Origin of the sequence: Burkholderia sp. MSMB617WGS (assembly GCF_001532025.2) — a bacterium.
In the GTDB taxonomy this organism is placed as follows: Bacteria; Pseudomonadota; Gammaproteobacteria; order Burkholderiales; family Burkholderiaceae; genus Burkholderia; species Burkholderia savannae.
Window position 1 is genome coordinate 3,162,122 of record NZ_CP013457.1, and the last position, 19,466, is coordinate 3,181,587.

Consider the following 19,466-nt stretch of genomic DNA (forward strand, 5'->3'; position numbering starts at 1 on the left):
CGCCTCGAAACCGGCGCGACAAAAAAAGGCCGCCGGCGCGCAATGCGCCGGCAGCCTTTTTCCTCGGCCGAGCCGCACGTCCGGCGAGCCGGACGCGCGCCGCCATCACGTCATTCGACGATGCGCATCGAGTAGTCGGTTGCGCGCACGTCCTTCGTCAACGCGCCGATCGAGATCCGGTCGACGCCCGTCTCCGCGATCGCGCGCACCGTGTCGAAGTTCACGCCGCCCGACACCTCGAGCACCGCACGGCCTTCGGTAACGCGCACCGCGTCGCGCATCATGTCGAGCGTGAAGTTGTCGAGCAGCACCGACTGCGCGCCGTGCGCGAGCGCCGTGCGCAGTTGATCGAGCGTCTCGACCTCGATCTGCACCGGCACGTCGGCGTTCAGCGCGAACGCCGCGTCGAGCGCCTCGCCGACGCCGCCCGCCGCCGCGATGTGATTCTCCTTGATCAGGATGCCCGCGTAGAGCGCGAGCCGCTGGTTCGCGCCGCCGCCGACGCGCACCGCGTATTTCTGCGCGAGCCGCAGGCCCGGCAGCGTCTTGCGCGTGTCGAGAATGCGCGTGCGCGTATCCGCGATCCGGTCGACGTAGCGGCGCGTCGCGGTCGCGACGCCCGACAGCAGTTGCAGGAAATTGAGCGCGTTGCGCTCGGCCGTCAGCAGCGAGCGCGCGGGGCCGCGCAGTTCGCAGACGGTCGAATCCGCCGCCATCCGGTCGCCTTCGCGATACCGCCAGTCGATTTCTATCGACGAATCGACCGCGCGCATCACCGCAACGAACCACGGCACGCCGCACAGCACGGCCTCCTCGCGCACGATCACGCGCGCGCGGCGCGGCGCGCCGTCCGGCACGAGACGCCCGGTCTGATCGCCACTGCCGACGTCCTCGGCGAGCGTGTCGGCCACGTTGCGTGCGATCGCCGCGTCGAATGCGGCGCCGTATTCGCGCGAGATTTCCGCGAAGAGCGGCGACACTGCGTCGTTCGTCATGCCGCCCCCACGTTCGCGAAGAGCGACTGGTCGCGCTGCAGGTCGCCGCTCGCCTGCACGCGCTGCTTGCGTCGCGCGGCGAAATCGAGCATCCGGTCGATCGGCACGCGCGCGCGCTCGGCGATCGCGGCATCGACGAAGATCTCGTTGTGGCCGCGCTCGAGCACCTCGGCCAGGTTCGACAGCGCGTTCATCGCCATCCACGGGCAGTGCGCACAGCTCTTGCACGTTGCGCTGTTACCGGCCGTCGGCGCCTCGATGAAGGTCTTGCCCGGCGCCGCGAGCCGCATCTTGTGCAGAATGCCGAGATCGGTCGCGACGATGAAGCGCTGCGCGTCGAGCTTCACGGCCGCGTCGATCAGCTGCGTCGTCGAACCGACGACGTCCGCGAGCGCGACGACGTTCTCCGGCGATTCGGGATGCACGAGAATCTTCGCGTCCGGATACTCGCGGCGCAGCAGATCGAGCTCGATGCCCTTGAATTCGTCGTGCACGAGGCACGAGCCCTGCCACATCAGCATGTCCGCGCCCGTCTTCTTCTGGATGTAGCCGCCCAGGTGCCGGTCCGGCGCCCAGATGATCTTCTCGCCGCGCGCATGCAGATCGGCGACGATCTCGAGGCCGATCGACGACGTGACCATCCAGTCGGCGCGCGCCTTCACCGCGGCGCTCGTGTTCGCATAGACGACGACCGTGCGGTCCGGATGCGCGTCGCAGAACCGCGAGAATTCGTCGACCGGGCAGCCGAGATCGAGCGAGCACGTCGCGTCGAGGTCGGGCATCAGCACGCGCTTGTCCGGGCTCAGGATCTTCGCGGTTTCGCCCATGAAGCGCACGCCGGCCACGACGAGCGTGCGCGCGTCGTGATCGCGCCCGAAGCGGGCCATCTCGAGCGAATCGGCGACGCAGCCGCCCGTCTCGTCCGCGAGTTCCTGCAGATCCGCGTCGACATAATAGTGCGCGACCAGCACGGCCTTCTCGCGTTCGAGCAACGCCTTGATCCGCGCCTTCAGCGCGTCGCGCTCGCCGGCGGCGAGCGGCTCGGGCACCTTCGCCCACGCCTCGCCTACGCCGCAGGCCACCCCTGCCGCGAGCGGGCGGTCGTACTCGACGGGTTTGATCGCCGATTGCATCCTCATCTCCTATCGACCGGCGTTATCGCCTCAGCGCTTGTTCCGGTTCTGTGCAAAGCTCAGCCCTGCTGATCGGCCGCCGTCGTCGAACGGCGCGCCCAAAAGAAAAAACCCCGCCAGCGCGGGGTTTGTGACGTCCTGAAATTCTAATCGATTTCGGCGCGAACGACTCAGGCGTAGCGGCGCAGGCGCGTCGCGAACTCTTGCAGCGCCTTGATGCCGCTTTGCTCGGCGCGATGGCACCAGTCCTGCAGCTGCGCGAGCAGCTGTTCGCGCGACGCGTTCGAACGCTCCCAGATCGCGGCAAGTTCCGTGCGCAGCTCGAAGAACGTATGCAGCTTCTGGCTGTTCGCGAAGATCTCCGGCAGCATCCGCTTCTGCGGCTCGTCGAGGCCCGCCTCTTCCTTGTGGAACCACTTGCGCGCGCCGCGCATCAGCTGATACTTCTCGCGTGCGCCGAGCTCCTTCAGGTGCGCGAGCTCCTGCTTGTACGCGCGCTTGAGCGTCTTCGCGTAACGCGCCATCACTTCGTAGCGGTTCGACAGCACGGCCTGCAGCGTTTCCTGGTCGAGCACCGTCTTGCGCGCGGCGAGGCGCGGCGTCGGCGCGATCTTCTTCACCTTCGCGAGCCCGAACGCCGACATGATGCGGATGTACATCCAGCCGATGTCGAACTCGTACCACTTGTTCGACAGCTTCGCCGACGTGGCGAACGTATGGTGGTTGTTGTGCAGTTCCTCGCCGCCGATCACGATGCCCCACGGGAACAGGTTCGTGCTCGCGTCGGCCGCGTTGAAGTTGCGATAGCCCCAGAAGTGGCCGAGGCCGTTGACGACGCCCGCCGCCCAGAACGGAATCCACACCATCTGGACCGCCCACACGGTGAGGCCGACCAAACCGAACAGCGCGACGTCGATCACCATCATCAGGCTCACGCCGAGAATCGGGTACTTCGAGTAGAGATTGCGCTCGAGCCAATCGTTCGGCGTGCCGTGGCCGTACTTGCGCATCGTCTCCTCGTTCTTCGCTTCCGCGCGATACAGCTCGGCGCCTTCGAGCAGCACCTTCCAGATGCCGCGCGTCTGCGGGCTGTGCGGATCTTCCTCGGTCTCGCACTTCGCGTGGTGCTTGCGGTGGATCGCCGCCCACTGGCCCGTCAGCATGCCCGTCGTCATCCACAGCCACAGGCGGAAGAAGTGGCTCATGATCGGATGCAGGTCGAGCGCGCGGTGCGCCTGGCAGCGGTGCAGATAGACGGTCACGCCGACGATCGTCACGTGCGTGACGGCGAGCGTGAACAGCACGATCTGCCACCACGAGAAACGCAGAAGCCCGTTGGAAAAGAAATCGAGCAGGGAATTCAACAAGGCAGTTACCTGTGAAAGTAAGGACGCCGGCTCAAATGATCCGCGTCAAGAAAATGAAAGCATACCGCGTGATAGGACGGAATTTTACTGTATCCGTTCCAAGTCTTTGTAAAAAATGAATATTTTTTGCGGCGCCGCAATACGCGGGCGGGCATTTTCGGGCTGCGCGGGGCGCGACGGCGCCCCGCGCGGCTACGCGTCCTGCCGCGGCCGATCTGCCGCGAAGCCTTCCGCGCCGGCCGCGGGCGCGATTCCGTCCGGCAGCCCGATCACGCGCACCTCCCGTTGCGGGAACGGGATCGAGATCCCGTGTGCGACAAAAAGCCGCCAGATGTTCCGGTTCACCATCGAGCGCACGCTCGCCGTTCCCTTCGCCGAGTCGGCGATCCAGAAGCCGAGCTCGAGATCGATGCCGTCCGCGCCGAAGCCGACGAGATAAGGCGTCGGCGCCGGCTCCTCGAGCACGCGGTCGATGCCCTTCGCCGCGTCGGCGAGAAGCGACATCGCGTGCTCGACGTCCGACGTGTATGCGATCTGGACCGCGACCTTCGCGTAACCGCGCGTCAGGTACGACGACTGGTTCTGCACGACGTCGGTGATGAGCTTCTCGTTCGGGATCAGCGTCTCGTTGCCGTCGAGGCCGCGCACGACCGTGTAGCGCGTGCGGATCTGCGTGACGACGCCCTGCAGGCCGCCCACGTTGATCGCGTCGCCGAGCCTGAGCGACCGGTCGAGCAGGATGATGAAGCCCGACACGTAGTTGCTCGCGATCTTCTGCAGGCCGAAGCCGAGCCCGACGCCGAGCGCGCCGCCGAACACGCCGAGCACCGTCACGTCGATCCCGACGAGCGACAGGCCGATCAGCACCGCCGCGAAGATGAGCAGCGCGCGCCCGACGCGCGCGAGCACGACGCGCAGGTTCGCGTCGAGCGAGCGCGCGCGCATCAGCCGCTCTTCGAGCACCGAGCCGAGCCACATCGCGACGACGAGCGTCACGCAAACCCACAGCGCGCCCGACACCACGGACAACAGCGTGAGGCGCGCGTTCGCGACGCGGAACTGGACGCTGTCGAGCCAGACGAGCACGTCGTGCTGGATGCCGAGCACCGTGAGCGCCATCGCGATCCACACGACGATCGACGCGATCTTCTCGACGATCGACAGCCACGCGTGCGTGTGGCCGTCGCGAGCGAACACGCGGCGCGCGACGAAGAACAGGATGTAGATGAGACCGATGCCGAACAGCGGCACGAGCGCGAGCTGCAGCAGCGACGTCGGCATCAGCTCGTCGAACGCCGTCTCCGCGAGCCACATGAACGCGCCCCCGACGAGCGGAAACAGCGCGCGGTTCAGGCTGAGCGCGCCCGGCCCGGGCGAGCGGCCGGCCGAGCGGCGGCGCGCGTCGATCCGCCCGCGCACATAGCGCGCGACGAGCCACGCGAGCGCGAGCGAGCCAAGAAACGCGGCCGCCTGCCAGATCATCGCAGGCTGGCCGAAGTCGTGCGCGACGGCGGCGAGCCGCCGCGTCAGGTGATTCGTGACCATGCGCGAGCCCGCCCGTTACTGCGCGCGCCGCTCGAGGACCGCGGCGAAGAAGCCGTCGGTCGCGTGGCGGTGCGGCCAGAGCGACAGGTAGTCGCCCGTGTCGAGCGAAATCCGCTGCTCGGCGAGCACGCGGCTCGCCGGCACGAGCGCGAACGCCGGATGCGCGGCGAGAAACTCGGCCACGATCGTCTCGTTCTCCGCCTCGAGCACGCTGCAGGTCGCGTAGACGAGCCGGCCGCCCTTCTTCACGAGGCGCGCGGCGCTCGCGAGAATCGACGCCTGCTTCGGCGCGAGCTCGGCGATCGTCTCGCGCGACTGGCGCCACTTGAGGTCGGGATTGCGGCGCAGCGTGCCGAGGCCGCTGCACGGCGCGTCGACGAGCACGCGGTCGATCTTGCCCGCGAGCCGCTTGATCTTCGCGTCGTGCTCGCTGTCGATGAGCACCGGGTTCACGTTCGACAGGCCGCTCCTCGCGAGGCGCGGCTTGAGCTTCGCGAGGCGCTTCTCGGACACGTCGAACGCGTACAGGCGGCCCGTCGAGCGCATCATCGCGCCGAGCGCGAGCGTCTTGCCGCCCGCGCCCGCGCAGAAATCGACGACCATCTCGCCGCGCCGCGGCGCGACGAGCGAGCACAGCAACTGGCTGCCCTCGTCCTGCACTTCGATCTGTCCCTCTTCGAACAGCTTGAGCTTCGTGAGCGCCGGCTTGCCGACGACGCGCACGCCGAACGGCGCGAACGGCGTCGCGCCCGCGTCGATCCCGGCCACGCGCAGGCCGTCGATCACCTGGTCGCGCGTCGCCTTCTGCGCGTTCGCGCGCAGATCGAGCGGCGCCGGATAGTTGACGGCGGCCGCGAACTGCGCGAGCTCGTCGGCGCCCATGCGCTCGGCAAGCGCCTGATGAATCCAGTCCGGCAGGTTCGTGCGCACGCGCAGCGGCAGGCTCGCCGGATCGATCTTCGCGACGTGGTCGAGCCACGCCCATTCGGCGGCCGACACGAACGGCTTGAGCGCCGAGCGGCCGGCCGTCTGCATCAGCCCGAGCAGCGCGAGCCGCCGCGCCGGCGCGCCCGTGCCGCTCTCGGCGAGGTGCGCGTACTCCATCTTCCGCCGCAGCACCGCGAACACCGCCTCGGCGATCACGCCGCGCTCGGCGTGGCCGAGCTTCGGATGCGCGCGGAAGAAACGGCTCGTCGTGACGTCGGCCGGGCCGGCGAATTTCAGGACTTCGGCGAGAAGCGCCTCGGTCTGGCCAATCAGGAATCCGTGCAGCTTCATACGCCCTCGCTCGTCGACATGTCGATTGCATCCGCGAACAGCCAGCGCGCCTCGTCCGGCGCGACGACGGCGCGCCCCGCTTCGAGGCGCAGCTTCCCTTCGACGAACCAGCGCACCGCGCGCGGATACAGCGCGTGCTCGGCCGCGAGCACGCGCGCGGCGAGCGCGGCGGCGTCGTCGCCCGCGACGACGGGCACGGCCGCCTGCGCGACGATCGCGCCGCTGTCGAGCTCCGGAATCACGAAGTGGACGGAGGCGCCGTGCAGCGCGACGCCCGCGTCGAGCGCCTGCTGGTGCGTATGGATGCCCTTGAAGCTCGGCAGCAGCGACGGATGGATGTTCAGCATCCGGCCCTCGTATCGGGCGACGAAGGCCGGGGTCAGAATGCGCATGAAGCCGGCGAGCACGACGAGATCGGGGCCGAAGCGGTCGATCTCGGCGGCGAGCGCCGCATCGAAGCTGTCGCGGCTGTCGAACGCGCGGTGGTCGACGACGGCCGTCGCGATGCCGTGCGACGCCGCGAATTCGAGGCCAGCGGCGCCCGGCCGGTTGGAAATGACGGCGGCGACCTCGGCAGGCCAGCCCTCGCGCGCGCAAGCGCGTACGATGGCCTCCATGTTGCTGCCGCGGCCGGAAATCAGGATGACGAGTTTTTTCATCCGCGGATTTTACCATTCGGCCCTGCCGTTTCCGGCATCCTGAGCCGCCTGGCCGCCCGAACGTTTATAATCTTTTGCTTTGCGGCATCCGGCCGCTCTTCCCCCACGCTGCCACCGCTATCGTGAAAGTTTTCCGCGGCCTGCCCAACGCCGAAAGCCGCGCCCCGTGCGCGTTGACGATCGGCAACTTCGACGGTGTCCATCGCGGCCACCAGGCCCTGCTCGCGCGCGTGCGCGCGGCGGCGGACGCGCGCGGGCTGCCCGTGTGCGTGATGACGTTCGAGCCGCACCCGCGCGAATTCTTCAATCCGGCCAGCGCGCCGCCGCGGATCGCGATGCTGCGCGACAAGCTCGAGGCGCTGCGCGAGCACGGCGTCGAGCGCGTGGTCGTCGAGCATTTCAATCACACGTTCGCGAGCCAGTCGCCCGAGGCGTTCGTCGAGCGCACGCTCGTCCACGGGCTGCACACGCGCTGGATCATGGTCGGCGACGACTTCTGCTACGGCGCGAAGCGCGCGGGCAATTTCGCGTCGCTGAAGGCGGCGGGCGAGCGCTTCGGCTTCGAGGTCGAGCAGATGGAAACGCTCGCCGACGCCGACGGCGCGCGGATCTCGAGCTCCGGCGTGCGCGCCGCGCTCGCGGCGGGCGATCTCGACGCGGCCGCGCGCGCGCTCGGCCACGGTTACGCGATCAGCGGCCACGTCACGCACGGCCTGAAGCTCGGCCGCGACCTCGGCTTCCCGACGCTGAACCTGCCGATCGCGCACAAGCGCCCGGCGCTGTCGGGCATCTTCGTCGTCCAGGTGCACGGCATCGGGCCCGAGCCGCTGCCGGGCGTCGCGAGCCTAGGCGTGCGGCCGACCATCGACGATTCCGGCCGCGTGCTGCTCGAAGTGCACCTGCTCGACTGGCACGGCGACGCATATGGCAAGCTCGTTCGCGTCGAGTTCCTGAAGAAGCTGCGCGACGAAGCGAAATTCGTCGACCTCGAGACACTCGCGCGCGCGATCGCGCAGGACGTCGTCGACACGCGCGCGTACTTCGCCGAACACGGCCGCGCGCCGGGCAGCCGCGCGACCGGCTTCGCGACGTCCGCCACCGACCGAATTAGCTGATCGACGCCGCGCCCGCACCGGGCGCCCCCGTCCGCCGCGCCGCCCGAAGCCGGCGCCGCGCCTCACCGATTTCACGACGCACGAGCGTCCCCAAGATTTCACAGCGATCCCGACATGAGCAACAAGAAAGCCGATTCGAAACCGCAGGCCAAGTATCCGGTCAACCTGCTCGACACGCCGTTCCCGATGCGTGGCGACCTCCCGAAGCGCGAGCCGCAATGGGTGAAGGACTGGGAGGCGCGCGGCGTCTACGACAAGATCCGCGCGGCGAGCGAGGGCCGCCCGAAATTCATCCTGCACGACGGCCCGCCGTACGCGAACGGCGACATCCACCTCGGCCACGCGGTCAACAAGATCCTGAAGGACATGGTCGTGAAGTCGCGCAACATGGCGGGCTTCGACGCGCCGTACGTGCCCGGCTGGGACTGCCACGGCATGCCGATCGAGATCCAGATCGAGAAGCAGTTCGGCAAGTCGCTGCCCGCCGCCGAGGTGATGGAGAAGGCGCGCGCGTACGCGACCGAGCAGATCGAGAAGCAGAAGGCGGGCTTCAAGCGTCTCGGCGTCCTCGGCGAATGGGGCAATCCGTACAAGACGATGAACTTCCTGAACGAGGCGGAGGAAATCCGCGCGCTCGGCAAGATCATCGAGAAGGGCTACGTGTACCGCGGCCTGAAGCCCGTGAACTGGTGCTTCGACTGCGGCTCGGCGCTCGCCGAGGCGGAAGTCGAATACAAGGACCGCACCGATCCGACGATCGACGTGCTGTTCGCGTTCGCGGAGCCCGAGAAGACCGCGCGCGCGTTCGGCCTGGCCGCGCTGCCGCGCGCCGACGGCGGGATCGTGATCTGGACCACGACGCCGTGGACCATTCCCGCGAACCAGGCGCTCAACCTGCATCCGGAGATCGCCTACGCGCTCGTCGACACCGAACGCGGCCTGCTCATCCTCGCCGAGGAACGCGTCGAGGCGTGCATGAAGGACTTCGGCCTGACGGGCAACGTGATCGCGACGGCGCGCGGCGACAAGCTCGCGAACCTGCGCTTTCACCACCCGCTCGCCGCCGCGCATCCGGGCTACAAGCGCACGTCGCCCGTCTATCTCGGCGACTACGTGACGACCGACACCGGCACGGGCATCGTCCACTCGTCGCCCGCATACGGCGTCGAGGATTTCACGTCGTGCAAGGCGCACGGCATGACCGATTCGGACATCATCAACCCGGTGATGGGCGACGGCCGCTACATCGAATCGCTGCCGCTGTTCGGCGGCCTCACGATCTGGGACGCGAATCCGAAGATCGTCGACGCGCTGAAGGCGGCCGGCTCGCTCCTGCGCAACGAGCACTACTCGCACAGCTACATGCACTGCTGGCGACACAAGACGCCGATCATCTATCGCGCGACGTCGCAGTGGTTCGCCGGCATGGACACGCAGCCGGCCGACGGCGGCAAGACGCTGCGCGAGACCGCGCTCGACGCGGTCGACGCGACCGCGTTCTACCCGTCGTGGGGCAAGCAGCGCCTGCACAGCATGATCGAGAACCGCCCGGACTGGACGCTGTCGCGCCAGCGTCAATGGGGCGTGCCGATGGCGTTCTTCGTCCACAAGGAAACGGGCGAGCTGCATCCGCGCACGCTCGAGCTGCTGGAGGAAGTCGCCAAGCGCGTCGAGCAGGCGGGCATCGAGGCATGGCAGACGCTCGACGCGCGCGAGTTGATCGGCGACGACGCGAACCTCTACGAGAAGAACCGCGACACGCTCGACGTCTGGTTCGACTCCGGCACGACGCACTGGCACGTGCTGCGCGGCTCGCACAAGGATCAACTGCAGTTCCCGGCCGATCTCTACCTCGAAGGCTCGGACCAGCACCGCGGCTGGTTCCATTCGTCGCTGTTGACCGCGTCGATGCTCGACGGCCGCGCGCCGTACAAGGGCCTGCTCACGCACGGCTTCACCGTCGACGGCGAAGGCCGCAAGATGAGCAAGTCGCTCGGCAACGGCATCGATCCGCACGAAGTCGCGAACCGCCTCGGCGCGGAAATCATCCGCCTGTGGATCGCGTCGACCGACTATTCGGGCGAGCTCGCGATCTCCGAGGAGATTCTGAAGCGCGTGACGGAAGGCTATCGCCGGGTTCGCAACACGCTGCGCTTTCTGCTCGCGAACCTGTCGGATTTCGATTTCGCGAAGGACGCGCTGCCCGCGAGCGAATGGCTCGAGATCGACCGCTACGCGGTCGCGTTCGCCGCGCGGTTGCAGACCGAGCTGCTCGCGCACTACGAGAAGTACGAGTTCCACCCGGTCGTCGCGAAGCTGCAGACGTTCTGCTCCGAAGATCTCGGCGGCTTCTATCTCGACGTGCTGAAGGACCGCCTGTACACGAGCGCGCCGGCTTCGAACGCGCGCCGCTCCGCGCAAACGGCGCTCTACCACGTGACGCAGGGCCTGCTGCGCGTGCTCGCGCCGTTCCTGTCGTTTACGGCCGAGGAAGCGTGGCGCGTGTTCCAGCCGCAAAGCGACACGATCTTCACCGAGACCTACTACGCGTATCCGGAAATCGCGAACGCCGACGCGCTCGTCGCGAAGTGGTCGCTGCTGCGCGACGTGCGCGGCAACGTGACGAAGGCGCTCGAGGAAGCGCGCACCGCGAACCGCATCGGCTCGTCGCTGCAGGCGCAAGTCGAAGTGCGCGCGTCGGGCGCGCGCTACGACGCGCTCGCGAGCCTCGGCGACGATCTGAAGTTCGTGCTGATCACGTCGGCGGCGACGGTCGCGAAGGTCGACGCGGAAAGCGAGGAAGGCGTCGACGTCGCGACGTCGACGTACCAGAAGTGCGAGCGCTGCTGGCACTACCGCGAGGACGTCGGCGCGCACGCCGATCATCCGACGCTTTGCGGCCGCTGCTTCTCCAACCTGTTCGAAAACGGCGAAACCCGGAGCGCTGCGTAAATGGCGAAGACCCTGTCGAAATCCTCGGGCGGCGCGCTCGCGCCGTGGCTCGGCATCTCGCTCATCGTGATCCTGTTCGATCAGTTGACGAAGATCGCCGTGCTGAAAACGTTCGCGTACGGCGCGATGCACCAGATCACGCCGTTCTTCAACCTGACGCTGATCTACAACCGCGGCGCGGCGTTCGGCTTTCTCGCGACCGCCGGCGGCTGGCAGCGCTGGGCGTTCACGGCCCTCGGCGTAGGCGCGACGCTCGTGATCTGCTATCTGCTCAAGCGCCACGGGCATCAGCGCCTCTTCAGCCTGTCGCTCGCGCTGATTCTCGGCGGCGCGCTCGGCAACGTGATCGACCGTCTGATCTACGGTCACGTGATCGACTTCCTCGATTTCCACGTCGGCGCGTGGCACTGGCCCGCGTTCAATCTCGCCGACTCCGCGATCACGGTGGGCGCGGTGCTCCTCATCTACGACGAGCTGCGTCGCGTGCGCGGCGCGCGCTGAGCGCATACACTTCGCGCAGGGGCCGGCGCTCGCCGGCCCCACGTGCTTTCGGAGGCCTCAGTTGGCACACGCAGAACTCGCAGGAAAACATCTCGTCCTCGGCCTGACGGGCGGCATCGCCTGCTACAAGATCGCCGAGCTCACGCGCCTTCTGACGAAGGCGGGCGCGACCGTGCAGGTCGTGATGACCGACGCCGCGACGCAGTTCATCACCCCCGTCACGATGCAGGCGCTGTCCGGCCGCCCCGTCTATTCGAGCCAGTGGGACGCGCGGATGCCGAACAACATGGCGCACATCGATCTGTCGCGCGAAGCCGACGCGATCGTGATCGCGCCCGCGTCGACCGATTTCCTCGCGAAGCTCGCGCACGGCTTCGCCGACGATCTGCTGTCGACGCTGTGCATCGCGCGCGACTGCCCGCTCCTCGTCGTGCCCGCGATGAACCGCCAGATGTGGCAGAACCCGGCGACGCAGCGCAACGTCGCGCAATTGCGCCACGACGGCGTCGCGGTGCTCGGCCCCGATTCGGGCGCGCAGGCGTGCGGCGAAGTCGGCGACGGACGGATGCTCGAGCCCGAGGCGATCTACGAGGCGATCGTGTCGCACTTCCAGTCGAAGGTGCTCGCGCACCGCCGCGTGCTGATCACGGCCGGCCCGACGTTCGAGCCACTCGATCCGGTGCGGGGCCTCACGAACCGCTCGAGCGGCAAGATGGGCTTCGCGATCGCGCGCGCCGCGCAGCAAGCGGGCGCCGACGTGCATCTCGTCGCGGGCCCCGTCCATCTGCCCACGCCGTGGGGCGTGTACCGCGAGGACGTGCAGACCGCGCAGCAGATGTACGACGCGGTGATGAACGCGGTGCCGGACGCCGACGTGTTCGTCGCGGTCGCCGCGGTCGCCGACTGGCGCGCCGCGCAGCCGGCCGAGCACAAGATCAAGAAGACCGCCGACCACAAGATGCCGGCGCTCACGTTCGTCGAGAACCCGGACATCCTCGCGACCGTCGCGGCGCTGCCCGATGCGCCCTACTGCGTCGGCTTCGCGGCGGAGAGCGGCGATCTCGACGTGCACGGCGAAGAAAAGCGCGTGCGCAAGAACGTGCCGCTCCTGATCGGCAATCTCGGGCCGCTCACGTTCGGCCTCGACGACAACGAAGTCGTGCTGTTCGAAGCCGGCGGCACGACGCGCCTGCCGCGCGCCGACAAGATGACGCTCGCGCATACGCTCGTCGCCGAGATCGCGAAGCGGCTGCCCGATACAAGCCTCATCTGACGCATCGCCGCGGCCGCCTCGCGCGGCCGTGCTCTCTCTACCTCCGTCACCGATTTTCGCCGCATGAAACTCGACCTGAAGATTCTCGACGCGCGCATGCGCGATTACCTGCCGAAATACGCGACGACGGGCAGCGCGGGCCTCGACCTGCGCGCCTGCCTCGACGCGCCCGTCACGCTGAAACCGGGCGACACGGCGCTCGTGCCGACGGGCCTCGCGATCCACCTCGCCGATCCGGGCCATGCGGCGCTGATCCTGCCGCGCTCGGGCCTCGGCCACAAGCACGGGATCGTGCTCGGCAACCTCGTCGGCCTCATCGATTCCGACTATCAGGGCGAACTGATGATCTCGACGTGGAACCGCGGCCAAACCGAGTTCGTGCTGAATCCGTTCGAGCGCCTCGCGCAGCTCGTGATCGTGCCGGTCGTGCAGGCGACGTTCAACCTCGTCGACGATTTCGCGCAAAGCGAGCGCGGCGCGGGCGGCTTCGGCAGTACCGGCCGCGGCTGAAGCCGCAACGACAAAACGCGTGCGGGGGCGTTGCCGCCCCCGCACGCGCTTGCTTCCCGCCATTTACTCCACTGCCGCTTGAGCGCCGCTCACTCCTCGAGCGCCGGCGCTTTCCAGCCAAGCTGCGACTGCCGCGCGCCTGTCGCCTCCTTCGCCTGCTTCGCTTCGGCGAACACCGCATAGACGACCAGCGCGATCAGCACGCCCGCGAGAATCGCCGACGAGCCGACAGTGCCGAACCCGAGGCCGCCCTTCGCGACGGGCTTCGTCAGCAGATCGCCGACCGTCGCGCCGAACGGACGCGTCAGCACGAACGCCGCCCAGAACAGGAACACCTTCGATACGTTCGTGAAATACGCGGCGAGCACGATCACCGCGAGCAGGCCGCCGATCAGGAACGCGCCGCCCGCGAAACCGAGGCCCGAGCTGTCGGCGAGAAAATCGCCGAGCGCCGTGCCGAGCGTGTTCGAGAACAGGATCGCGATCCAGTAGAGCAACTCGACCTTGCGCGTGCGGATCTCGGTGACGGCGAGCGATTCGCCCTGCAGCCGCCACACCGCGAAGATCGTCAGCAGGATCGCGATCAGAATGCCGGAGCCGGCCGCATAACCGAGGCCGAGCGTGCGGTCCATGAAGTCGGACATCGTCGTGCCGGCCGTGCTCGTCGCGACGATCACCGCCCAGTAGATCGCGGGGCGGTAGCGCGTCGTCGCGAGTTGCGCGGCGAGCGTGACGATGAAGAACGAGAACAGGATCAGCGAACTATACGCATAGCCGACGTTGAGCGTCATCGACAGCAAATCGCCGCCGGTTTCGCCGAGCGTCGTCGCGCAGATCTTCATCACCCAGAACGCGAGCGTGATCGCAGGGAGTTTGTTCATGCGAGCCTCTCGAAGGAATTCGAAACAGATCAATCGCCGCGATGCGGCACGAGACTCGAATGCTAAGGAACGTTCGCTTAAGAGAGCGTTAACCCGTATACGCGGTGCGCGAACATCCGTCTGACGGGCGCGCGTACGCCGCACGCGCTCGTCACTGCCGTCTGCGCAGGATTCCTTCGGGATTCACGCCTGGGATGAAACAATCTCGCGCGGTCACGACGAGGTAATCGCCGAGGCGCCGTACATCGAGATCGCACATGCCGTCCGACGCCTGCATCCGCGACAGCGTCGCTTCGGCGTCCGACACGCGCCGCATCCGCATCAGCATCTCGACGCGCGGCTGCGCGCCGCCCGCGCCCGCGAACGAATAGCTGACGCGATCGCCGTGCGCGATCAGCCGGCGCGCGCCCGCGCTGCTGCGCCAGTGGCCGTCCCACGCGGACTGGCGCACCGGCGTCCTCACCTGCCGCAAATGCGAGCGCACGAGCCAGCCGGACGTCGCGACGCCCGAGTCGTCGATGTACGTCGCGTGCACCATTGCGCCGAGCCACATGTCACCGTTCGGCGATTCGCTGACGATCACCTCACCGCCTTTCGGCACGGAGCGGCCGCTGTTCCTGAAGTGAAACGACACGCCCTCAGCGTCCGACTCGCGCGTGAAGAACGGGGCCTTCGGCGCCTGCACGCTCGCCAGCCACGGCGTCGTGTCGAGGAGCGGCACCGCCGCGTTGCTCGACGACGCGCGCAACGCCGATGCAAACGCGACGCCCAGCGGCTGGACGAGCGAGGCACTCACGAGCGCCCCCAGCGCGACGCGCTTTGCCGCACGCGCGAACGCGGCGGCCGCCGCGCGACCGGCATCGCTTGCTTCGCCCGTCTTCCCTTTCGTCGGCATGTCGTCTCTCGCCAGAAGTGCAACGCGGCAAGCGCCGCCGCCACGCCACCACGCCGCCACGCCGCCACGCCACCATGACGCCGCGCCGCCGTATCCCGGTCCCGGCGTCGCGCTATTGCGCCGTCCGTGCGCTTCGCGTCGCGTCAGCGAGCGTGCCGCGCACGGTAATGCAGCCGATACGCGAGCGTCAGCAGCGCGACGAACGCAATGCCGATCATCATCGTCATTCTGAACTCCCGCGTAAATGCCGTCGTCACGAGCACCGCGCCGACGAGCGCCGCGCCGAGCAGGCTGCCCACCGGATGCAGCCGCATCCGAAACGCGGGCGCCGGGCCCCGATAACGCGCGCGAAAGTACAGGTGCGTAACGAAGATCATCAGCCACGTGAACAACGCGCCGAACATCGCGATCGCCATCAGCAGCGTGAACGCGGTGTCCGGATACAGCGCGACCAGCACGGCCGCGACCGCGACGCCGCTCGACGACACCACGAGCGCCGCGAGCGGCACGCCGTTCGCGCCGACGCGCCCGAACATCGCCGGCGCAAGCCGCGCGCGCGACAGGCTGAACATCATCCGCGTCGTCACGTAGAGCTGGCTGTTCATCGCGGAGAGCGCGGCGACGAGCACGACGAAGTTGATGACGCCCGCCGCATACGGCACGTTCGTCGCGGCCATCACCTTGACGAACGGGCTCTCGTCGGTGCCCGCCTGCGTCCACGGCACGATCGCGAGCATCAGCGCGAGCGTGAGCAGATAGAACAGCACGAGGCGGAACACCGTCGAACGGAACGCCTGCGACACCGCGCGCTGCGGATCGCGCGCTTCGCCCGCCGCGATCGCGACGGTTTCGATGCTCATATAGCTGAAGATCGCGACGATCACCGCGACCCACGCGCCCGAGAAGCCTTTCGGGAAGAAGCCGCCGTGCGCCGAGTAATTTGCGAAGCCGATGCCGGACGAAGCGGGCGCGGTCGCGACGTAGTACGCGCCGAGCGCGATGAACGCGACGATCGCAGCGATCTTCAGCAGCGAGAACACGTATTCGACGACGCCGTAGAGCGTGACGCTCGTCATGTTCACCGCGACCAGCGCGGCGGAAAACCCGATGACCCAATACCAGCCGGGCACGCCGGGATACCAATACTTCATGAAGACGGCGATCGCGCTCACCTCGGTGCCGACCGCGAACACGACGGCCGACCAGTACGCGTAGCGGACGAGAAACCCCGCGAGCGGGCCGACGTAATGCTCCGCATATGCGCCGAACGAACCTGACGTCGGGTGCGCGACCGTCATTTCCGCGAGCGCGCCCATCAGCAGCAGCGCGATCAGCGCGCCGATCGCATACGACACCAGCACGCCCGGCCCCGCGAGCCCGATTGCGAAGCCGCTGCCCAGAAAGAGCCCTGTCCCGATCGCGCCCCCGATTGCGATCATCGCCATCTGCCCCGACGAAAGCCCGCGCCGCAGGCCCTTTTCGCGCTCGACGATCGAGTCGAACGTTCGTTGTTGTTGTGTCAAACCAAACTCCTGCTTTCGTGCTTTTTTCCTGCCGCAAATAAAACGAAACGGCGCGGGAAACATCCCGCGCCGTTTGTTCGAAGCGTTCGGACGAGCGGTTATTCGACTTCGATCGCCTCTTCGTTCGGCTTGCTGGGCGGCGTCGCCGTCTTGTCGAACGACAACTGCACCTTGTCGTTCTCGTCGACGTCCACCGTCACGTGGCCGCCGTTGACGAGCTTGCCGAACAGCAGCTCGTCGGCGAGCGCGCGCCGGATCGTGTCCTGGATCAGCCGCTGCATCGGCCGCGCGCCCATCAGCGGATCGAAGCCGTGCTTCGCGAGATGCTTGCGCAGCAAGTCGGTGAAGAGCGCGTCGACCTTCTTCTCGTGCAACTGCTCCTCGAGCTGGATCAGGAACTTGTCGACCACGCGCATGATGATTTCCTCATCGAGCGAACGGAAGCTGATCGTCGCGTCGAGCCGGTTGCGGAACTCGGGCGTGAACAGGCGCTTGATGTCCGCCATCTCGTCGCCGACTTCGCGACGCGTCGTGAAGCCGATCGTCGCCTTCTGCATCGACTCCGCGCCCGCGTTCGTCGTCATGATGATGATGACGTTGCGGAAATCCGCCTTGCGGCCGTTGTTGTCGGTCAGCGTACCGTGATCCATCACCTGCAGCAGCACGTTGAAGATGTCCGGATGCGCCTTCTCGATCTCGTCGAGCAGCAGCACGCAGTGCGGCTTCTTCGTGACGGCCTCGGTGAGCAGCCCGCCTTGGTCGAACCCGACGTAGCCCGGCGGCGCGCCGATCAAGCGGCTCACCGCGTGGCGCTCCATGTATTCCGACATGTCGAAGCGGATCAGCTCGATGCCGAGCGTGAACGCGAGCTGCCGCGCCACCTCGGTCTTGCCGACGCCCGTCGGGCCGGAGAACAGGAACGCGCCGATCGGCTTGTCGAGCTTGCCGAGGCCCGCGCGCGCCATCTTGATCGCGGCCGCGAGCGCGTCGATCGCCGGGTCCTGGCCGAACACGACGCTCTTCAGATCGCGATCGAGCGTCTGCAGCTTGCTGCGGTCGTCCTGCGACACGCTCTGCGGCGGGACGCGCGCGATCTTCGAGATGATTTCCTCGATCTCGCTCTTGCCGATCGTCTTCTTCTGCTTCGACTTCGGCAGCACGCGCTGCGCGGCGCCCGCTTCGTCGATCACGTCGATCGCCTTGTCGGGCAGATGACGGTCGGTGATGAAGCGCGCCGACAGTTCGGCCGCGGCCGACAGCGCGCCCGACGAATACTTGACGCCGTGATGCTCCTCGAAGCGCGACTTCAGGCCGCGCAGGATCGCGACCGTCTGCTCGACGGTCGGCTCGGTCACGTCGACCTTCTGGAAGCGCCGCGACAGCGCCGCATCCTTTTCGAAGATGCCGCGATATTCGGTGAACGTCGTCGCTCCAATGCACTTGAGCGTGCCCGACGACAGCGCCGGCTTCAGCAGGTTCGACGCGTCGAGCGTGCCGCCCGACGCGGCGCCCGCGCCGATCAGCGTATGGATCTCGTCGATGAAGAGGATCGCGTGCGGACGCTCCTTGAGCTCCTTCAGCACCGTCTTCAGACGCTGCTCGAAATCACCGCGGTACTTCGTGCCCGCGAGGAGCGCGCCCATGTCGAGCGAATACACCTGCGCGTTCGCGAGGATGTCCGGCACCTCGCCGCGCGTGATCCGATATGCGAGGCCTTCGGCGATCGCCGTCTTGCCGACGCCCGCCTCGCCGACGAGGAGCGGATTGTTCTTGCGGCGGCGGCAGAGCACCTGCACGACGCGCTCGACTTCGGATTCGCGCCCGATGAGCGGATCGATGCGGCCGTCCTTCGCCATCTGGTTCAGGTTCTGCGTGAACTGCGCAAGCGGCGTTTCCTTCTGCGTGCTCGCGTCCTCGCCCTCCGCGTTCGCGTCGGCGGGCTTCGCGGATTCGCTGCTGCTCGTCTTCGCGATGCCGTGCGAAATGAAGTTCACGACGTCGAGGCGCGTCACGCCCTGCTGCTGCAGATAGTAGACCGCGTGAGAATCCTTCTCGCCGAAGATCGCGACCAGCACGTTCGCGCCCGTGACTTCCTTCTTGCCGTTCGACGTCGACTGCACGTGCATGATCGCGCGCTGGATCACGCGCTGAAAGCCGAGCGTCGGCTGCGTGTCGACGTCGTCGGTGCCGGGAACGGTCGGCGTGTTGTCGTGGATGAAATTGCGCAGGTTCTGACGCAGATCCTCGATGTTCGCCGCACACGCGCGCAACACCTCGGCTGCCGTCGGATTATCCAGCAGGGCCAACAACAGATGCTCGACCGTAATGAACTCATGCCGCGCCTGGCGCGCTTCCATGAACGCCATGTGCAGGCTGACTTCCAATTCCTGGGCAATCATGCTTCCTCCATCACGCACTGCAGCGGATGCCCGGCCTGCCGCGCATGAGTAACGACTTGCTCGACTTTGGTCGACGCGATGTCTCGCGTATAGACCCCACAAACCCCCCGCCCTTCGCGATGCACCTTCAGCATAATCTGTGTGGCCGTTTCGCGATCTTTCTTGAAATACTCCTGCACGATCATCACGACGAATTCCATTGGCGTGAAGTCGTCGTTCAGGAGCACCACCTTGTACATCGAAGGTGGCTTGAGCTTCTGTTCCTTGCGTTCCAGGACGGTGCTGTCCTGCTTGTCCGGGATAATCGCCATACACCCATTCTAAACAACTCGGACAGGCCCGCAATCCTGTCATTAACCGACTGACCAGCCGGCGCCCTCCCCGGCTCCCCGCGTGCGGCAGCGTCCCTCTCATATCGAACGGGAGCCGGCTGCGGTGCC

16 protein-coding genes are annotated in these 19,466 nt (G+C 67.3%); 5 read left to right on the forward strand and 11 right to left on the reverse strand.

Annotated elements, in window-relative coordinates; all coding sequences use genetic code 11:
* Positions 1–110: 110 nt before the first annotated feature.
* The 6 genes from nadC to purN all read right to left on the reverse strand — a co-directional run bounded on the left by nadC (position 111) and on the right by purN (position 6,977).
* Positions 111–995, reverse strand: coding sequence for a carboxylating nicotinate-nucleotide diphosphorylase (gene nadC, locus WT60_RS15620; protein ID WP_059669663.1), 885 nt, complete (start codon positions 993–995; stop codon positions 111–113).
* The gene (gene nadA, locus WT60_RS15625; RefSeq protein ID WP_060356715.1) at positions 992–2,128 is read right to left on the reverse strand and encodes a quinolinate synthase NadA; all 1,137 of its coding nucleotides are present in this window, start codon (positions 2,126–2,128) and stop codon (positions 992–994) included. The genes nadC and nadA overlap by 4 nt, the downstream gene beginning before the upstream one ends.
* A gap of 170 nt (positions 2,129–2,298) precedes the next feature.
* On the reverse strand, positions 2,299–3,495 hold the full coding sequence (locus tag WT60_RS15630) for an acyl-CoA desaturase (protein WP_060356716.1): 1,197 nt from the start codon (positions 3,493–3,495) through the stop codon (positions 2,299–2,301).
* A 192-nt stretch (positions 3,496–3,687) separates the two neighbouring features.
* Positions 3,688–5,040 carry a mechanosensitive ion channel domain-containing protein gene (locus tag WT60_RS15635; protein WP_038745264.1) on the reverse strand — a complete coding sequence of 451 codons (1,353 nt, stop codon included), beginning with the start codon at positions 5,038–5,040 and terminating at the stop codon, positions 3,688–3,690.
* 15 nt (positions 5,041–5,055) lie between these two features.
* The gene (locus WT60_RS15640) at positions 5,056–6,318 is read right to left on the reverse strand and encodes an RsmB/NOP family class I SAM-dependent RNA methyltransferase (protein ID WP_060356717.1); all 1,263 of its coding nucleotides are present in this window, start codon (positions 6,316–6,318) and stop codon (positions 5,056–5,058) included.
* Positions 6,315–6,977, reverse strand: a complete 663-nt coding sequence (gene purN / locus WT60_RS15645; RefSeq protein WP_059669667.1) for a phosphoribosylglycinamide formyltransferase — start codon at positions 6,975–6,977, stop codon at positions 6,315–6,317. Before purN ends, WT60_RS15640 begins: the two co-directional genes overlap by 4 nt.
* Before the next feature lie 122 nt (positions 6,978–7,099).
* On the opposite strand from purN, the gene WT60_RS15650 reads away from it, so the two are divergent.
* From WT60_RS15650 to dut, 5 genes are all read left to right on the forward strand, one after another.
* Positions 7,100–8,092, forward strand: coding sequence for a bifunctional riboflavin kinase/FAD synthetase (locus WT60_RS15650; protein ID WP_038745270.1), 993 nt, complete (start codon positions 7,100–7,102; stop codon positions 8,090–8,092).
* Between the two features lie 114 nt (positions 8,093–8,206).
* A complete protein-coding gene (ileS, locus tag WT60_RS15655; RefSeq protein WP_059643581.1) occupies positions 8,207–11,044 on the forward strand; it encodes an isoleucine--tRNA ligase in 2,838 nt (945 codons plus the stop codon).
* Positions 11,045–11,545 carry a signal peptidase II gene (gene lspA, locus WT60_RS15660; RefSeq protein WP_059574829.1) on the forward strand — a complete coding sequence of 167 codons (501 nt, stop codon included), beginning with the start codon at positions 11,045–11,047 and terminating at the stop codon, positions 11,543–11,545.
* 61 nt (positions 11,546–11,606) lie between these two features.
* Positions 11,607–12,818 carry a bifunctional phosphopantothenoylcysteine decarboxylase/phosphopantothenate--cysteine ligase CoaBC gene (coaBC, locus tag WT60_RS15665; RefSeq protein WP_059574831.1) on the forward strand — a complete coding sequence of 404 codons (1,212 nt, stop codon included), beginning with the start codon at positions 11,607–11,609 and terminating at the stop codon, positions 12,816–12,818.
* Positions 12,819–12,881: 63 nt separating this feature from the next.
* Positions 12,882–13,328: a dUTP diphosphatase gene (gene dut / locus WT60_RS15670; protein ID WP_038745278.1), complete on the forward strand. Its 447-nt coding sequence runs from the start codon at positions 12,882–12,884 to the stop codon at positions 13,326–13,328.
* Between the two features lie 89 nt (positions 13,329–13,417).
* Here dut and WT60_RS15675 read toward each other — a convergent pair whose 3' ends face one another.
* The 5 genes from WT60_RS15675 to clpS form a co-directional block, all read right to left on the reverse strand.
* The gene (locus WT60_RS15675; RefSeq protein ID WP_059581507.1) at positions 13,418–14,209 is read right to left on the reverse strand and encodes a hypothetical protein; all 792 of its coding nucleotides are present in this window, start codon (positions 14,207–14,209) and stop codon (positions 13,418–13,420) included.
* 151 nt (positions 14,210–14,360) lie between these two features.
* Entirely contained in the window at positions 14,361–15,104 is a 744-nt protein-coding gene (locus tag WT60_RS15680) for a hypothetical protein (protein WP_059669670.1), read from the reverse strand.
* Between the two features lie 143 nt (positions 15,105–15,247).
* Positions 15,248–16,627 carry an amino acid permease gene (locus WT60_RS15685; protein WP_038745284.1) on the reverse strand — a complete coding sequence of 460 codons (1,380 nt, stop codon included), beginning with the start codon at positions 16,625–16,627 and terminating at the stop codon, positions 15,248–15,250.
* Between the two features lie 98 nt (positions 16,628–16,725).
* Positions 16,726–19,026 (reverse strand): ATP-dependent Clp protease ATP-binding subunit ClpA, encoded by a 2,301-nt coding sequence (clpA, locus tag WT60_RS15690; RefSeq protein ID WP_038745286.1) that lies wholly within the window; start codon positions 19,024–19,026, stop codon positions 16,726–16,728.
* The gene (clpS, locus tag WT60_RS15695) at positions 19,023–19,337 is read right to left on the reverse strand and encodes an ATP-dependent Clp protease adapter ClpS (protein ID WP_009892611.1); all 315 of its coding nucleotides are present in this window, start codon (positions 19,335–19,337) and stop codon (positions 19,023–19,025) included. Before clpS ends, clpA begins: the two co-directional genes overlap by 4 nt.
* Positions 19,338–19,466: the final 129 nt, after the last annotated feature.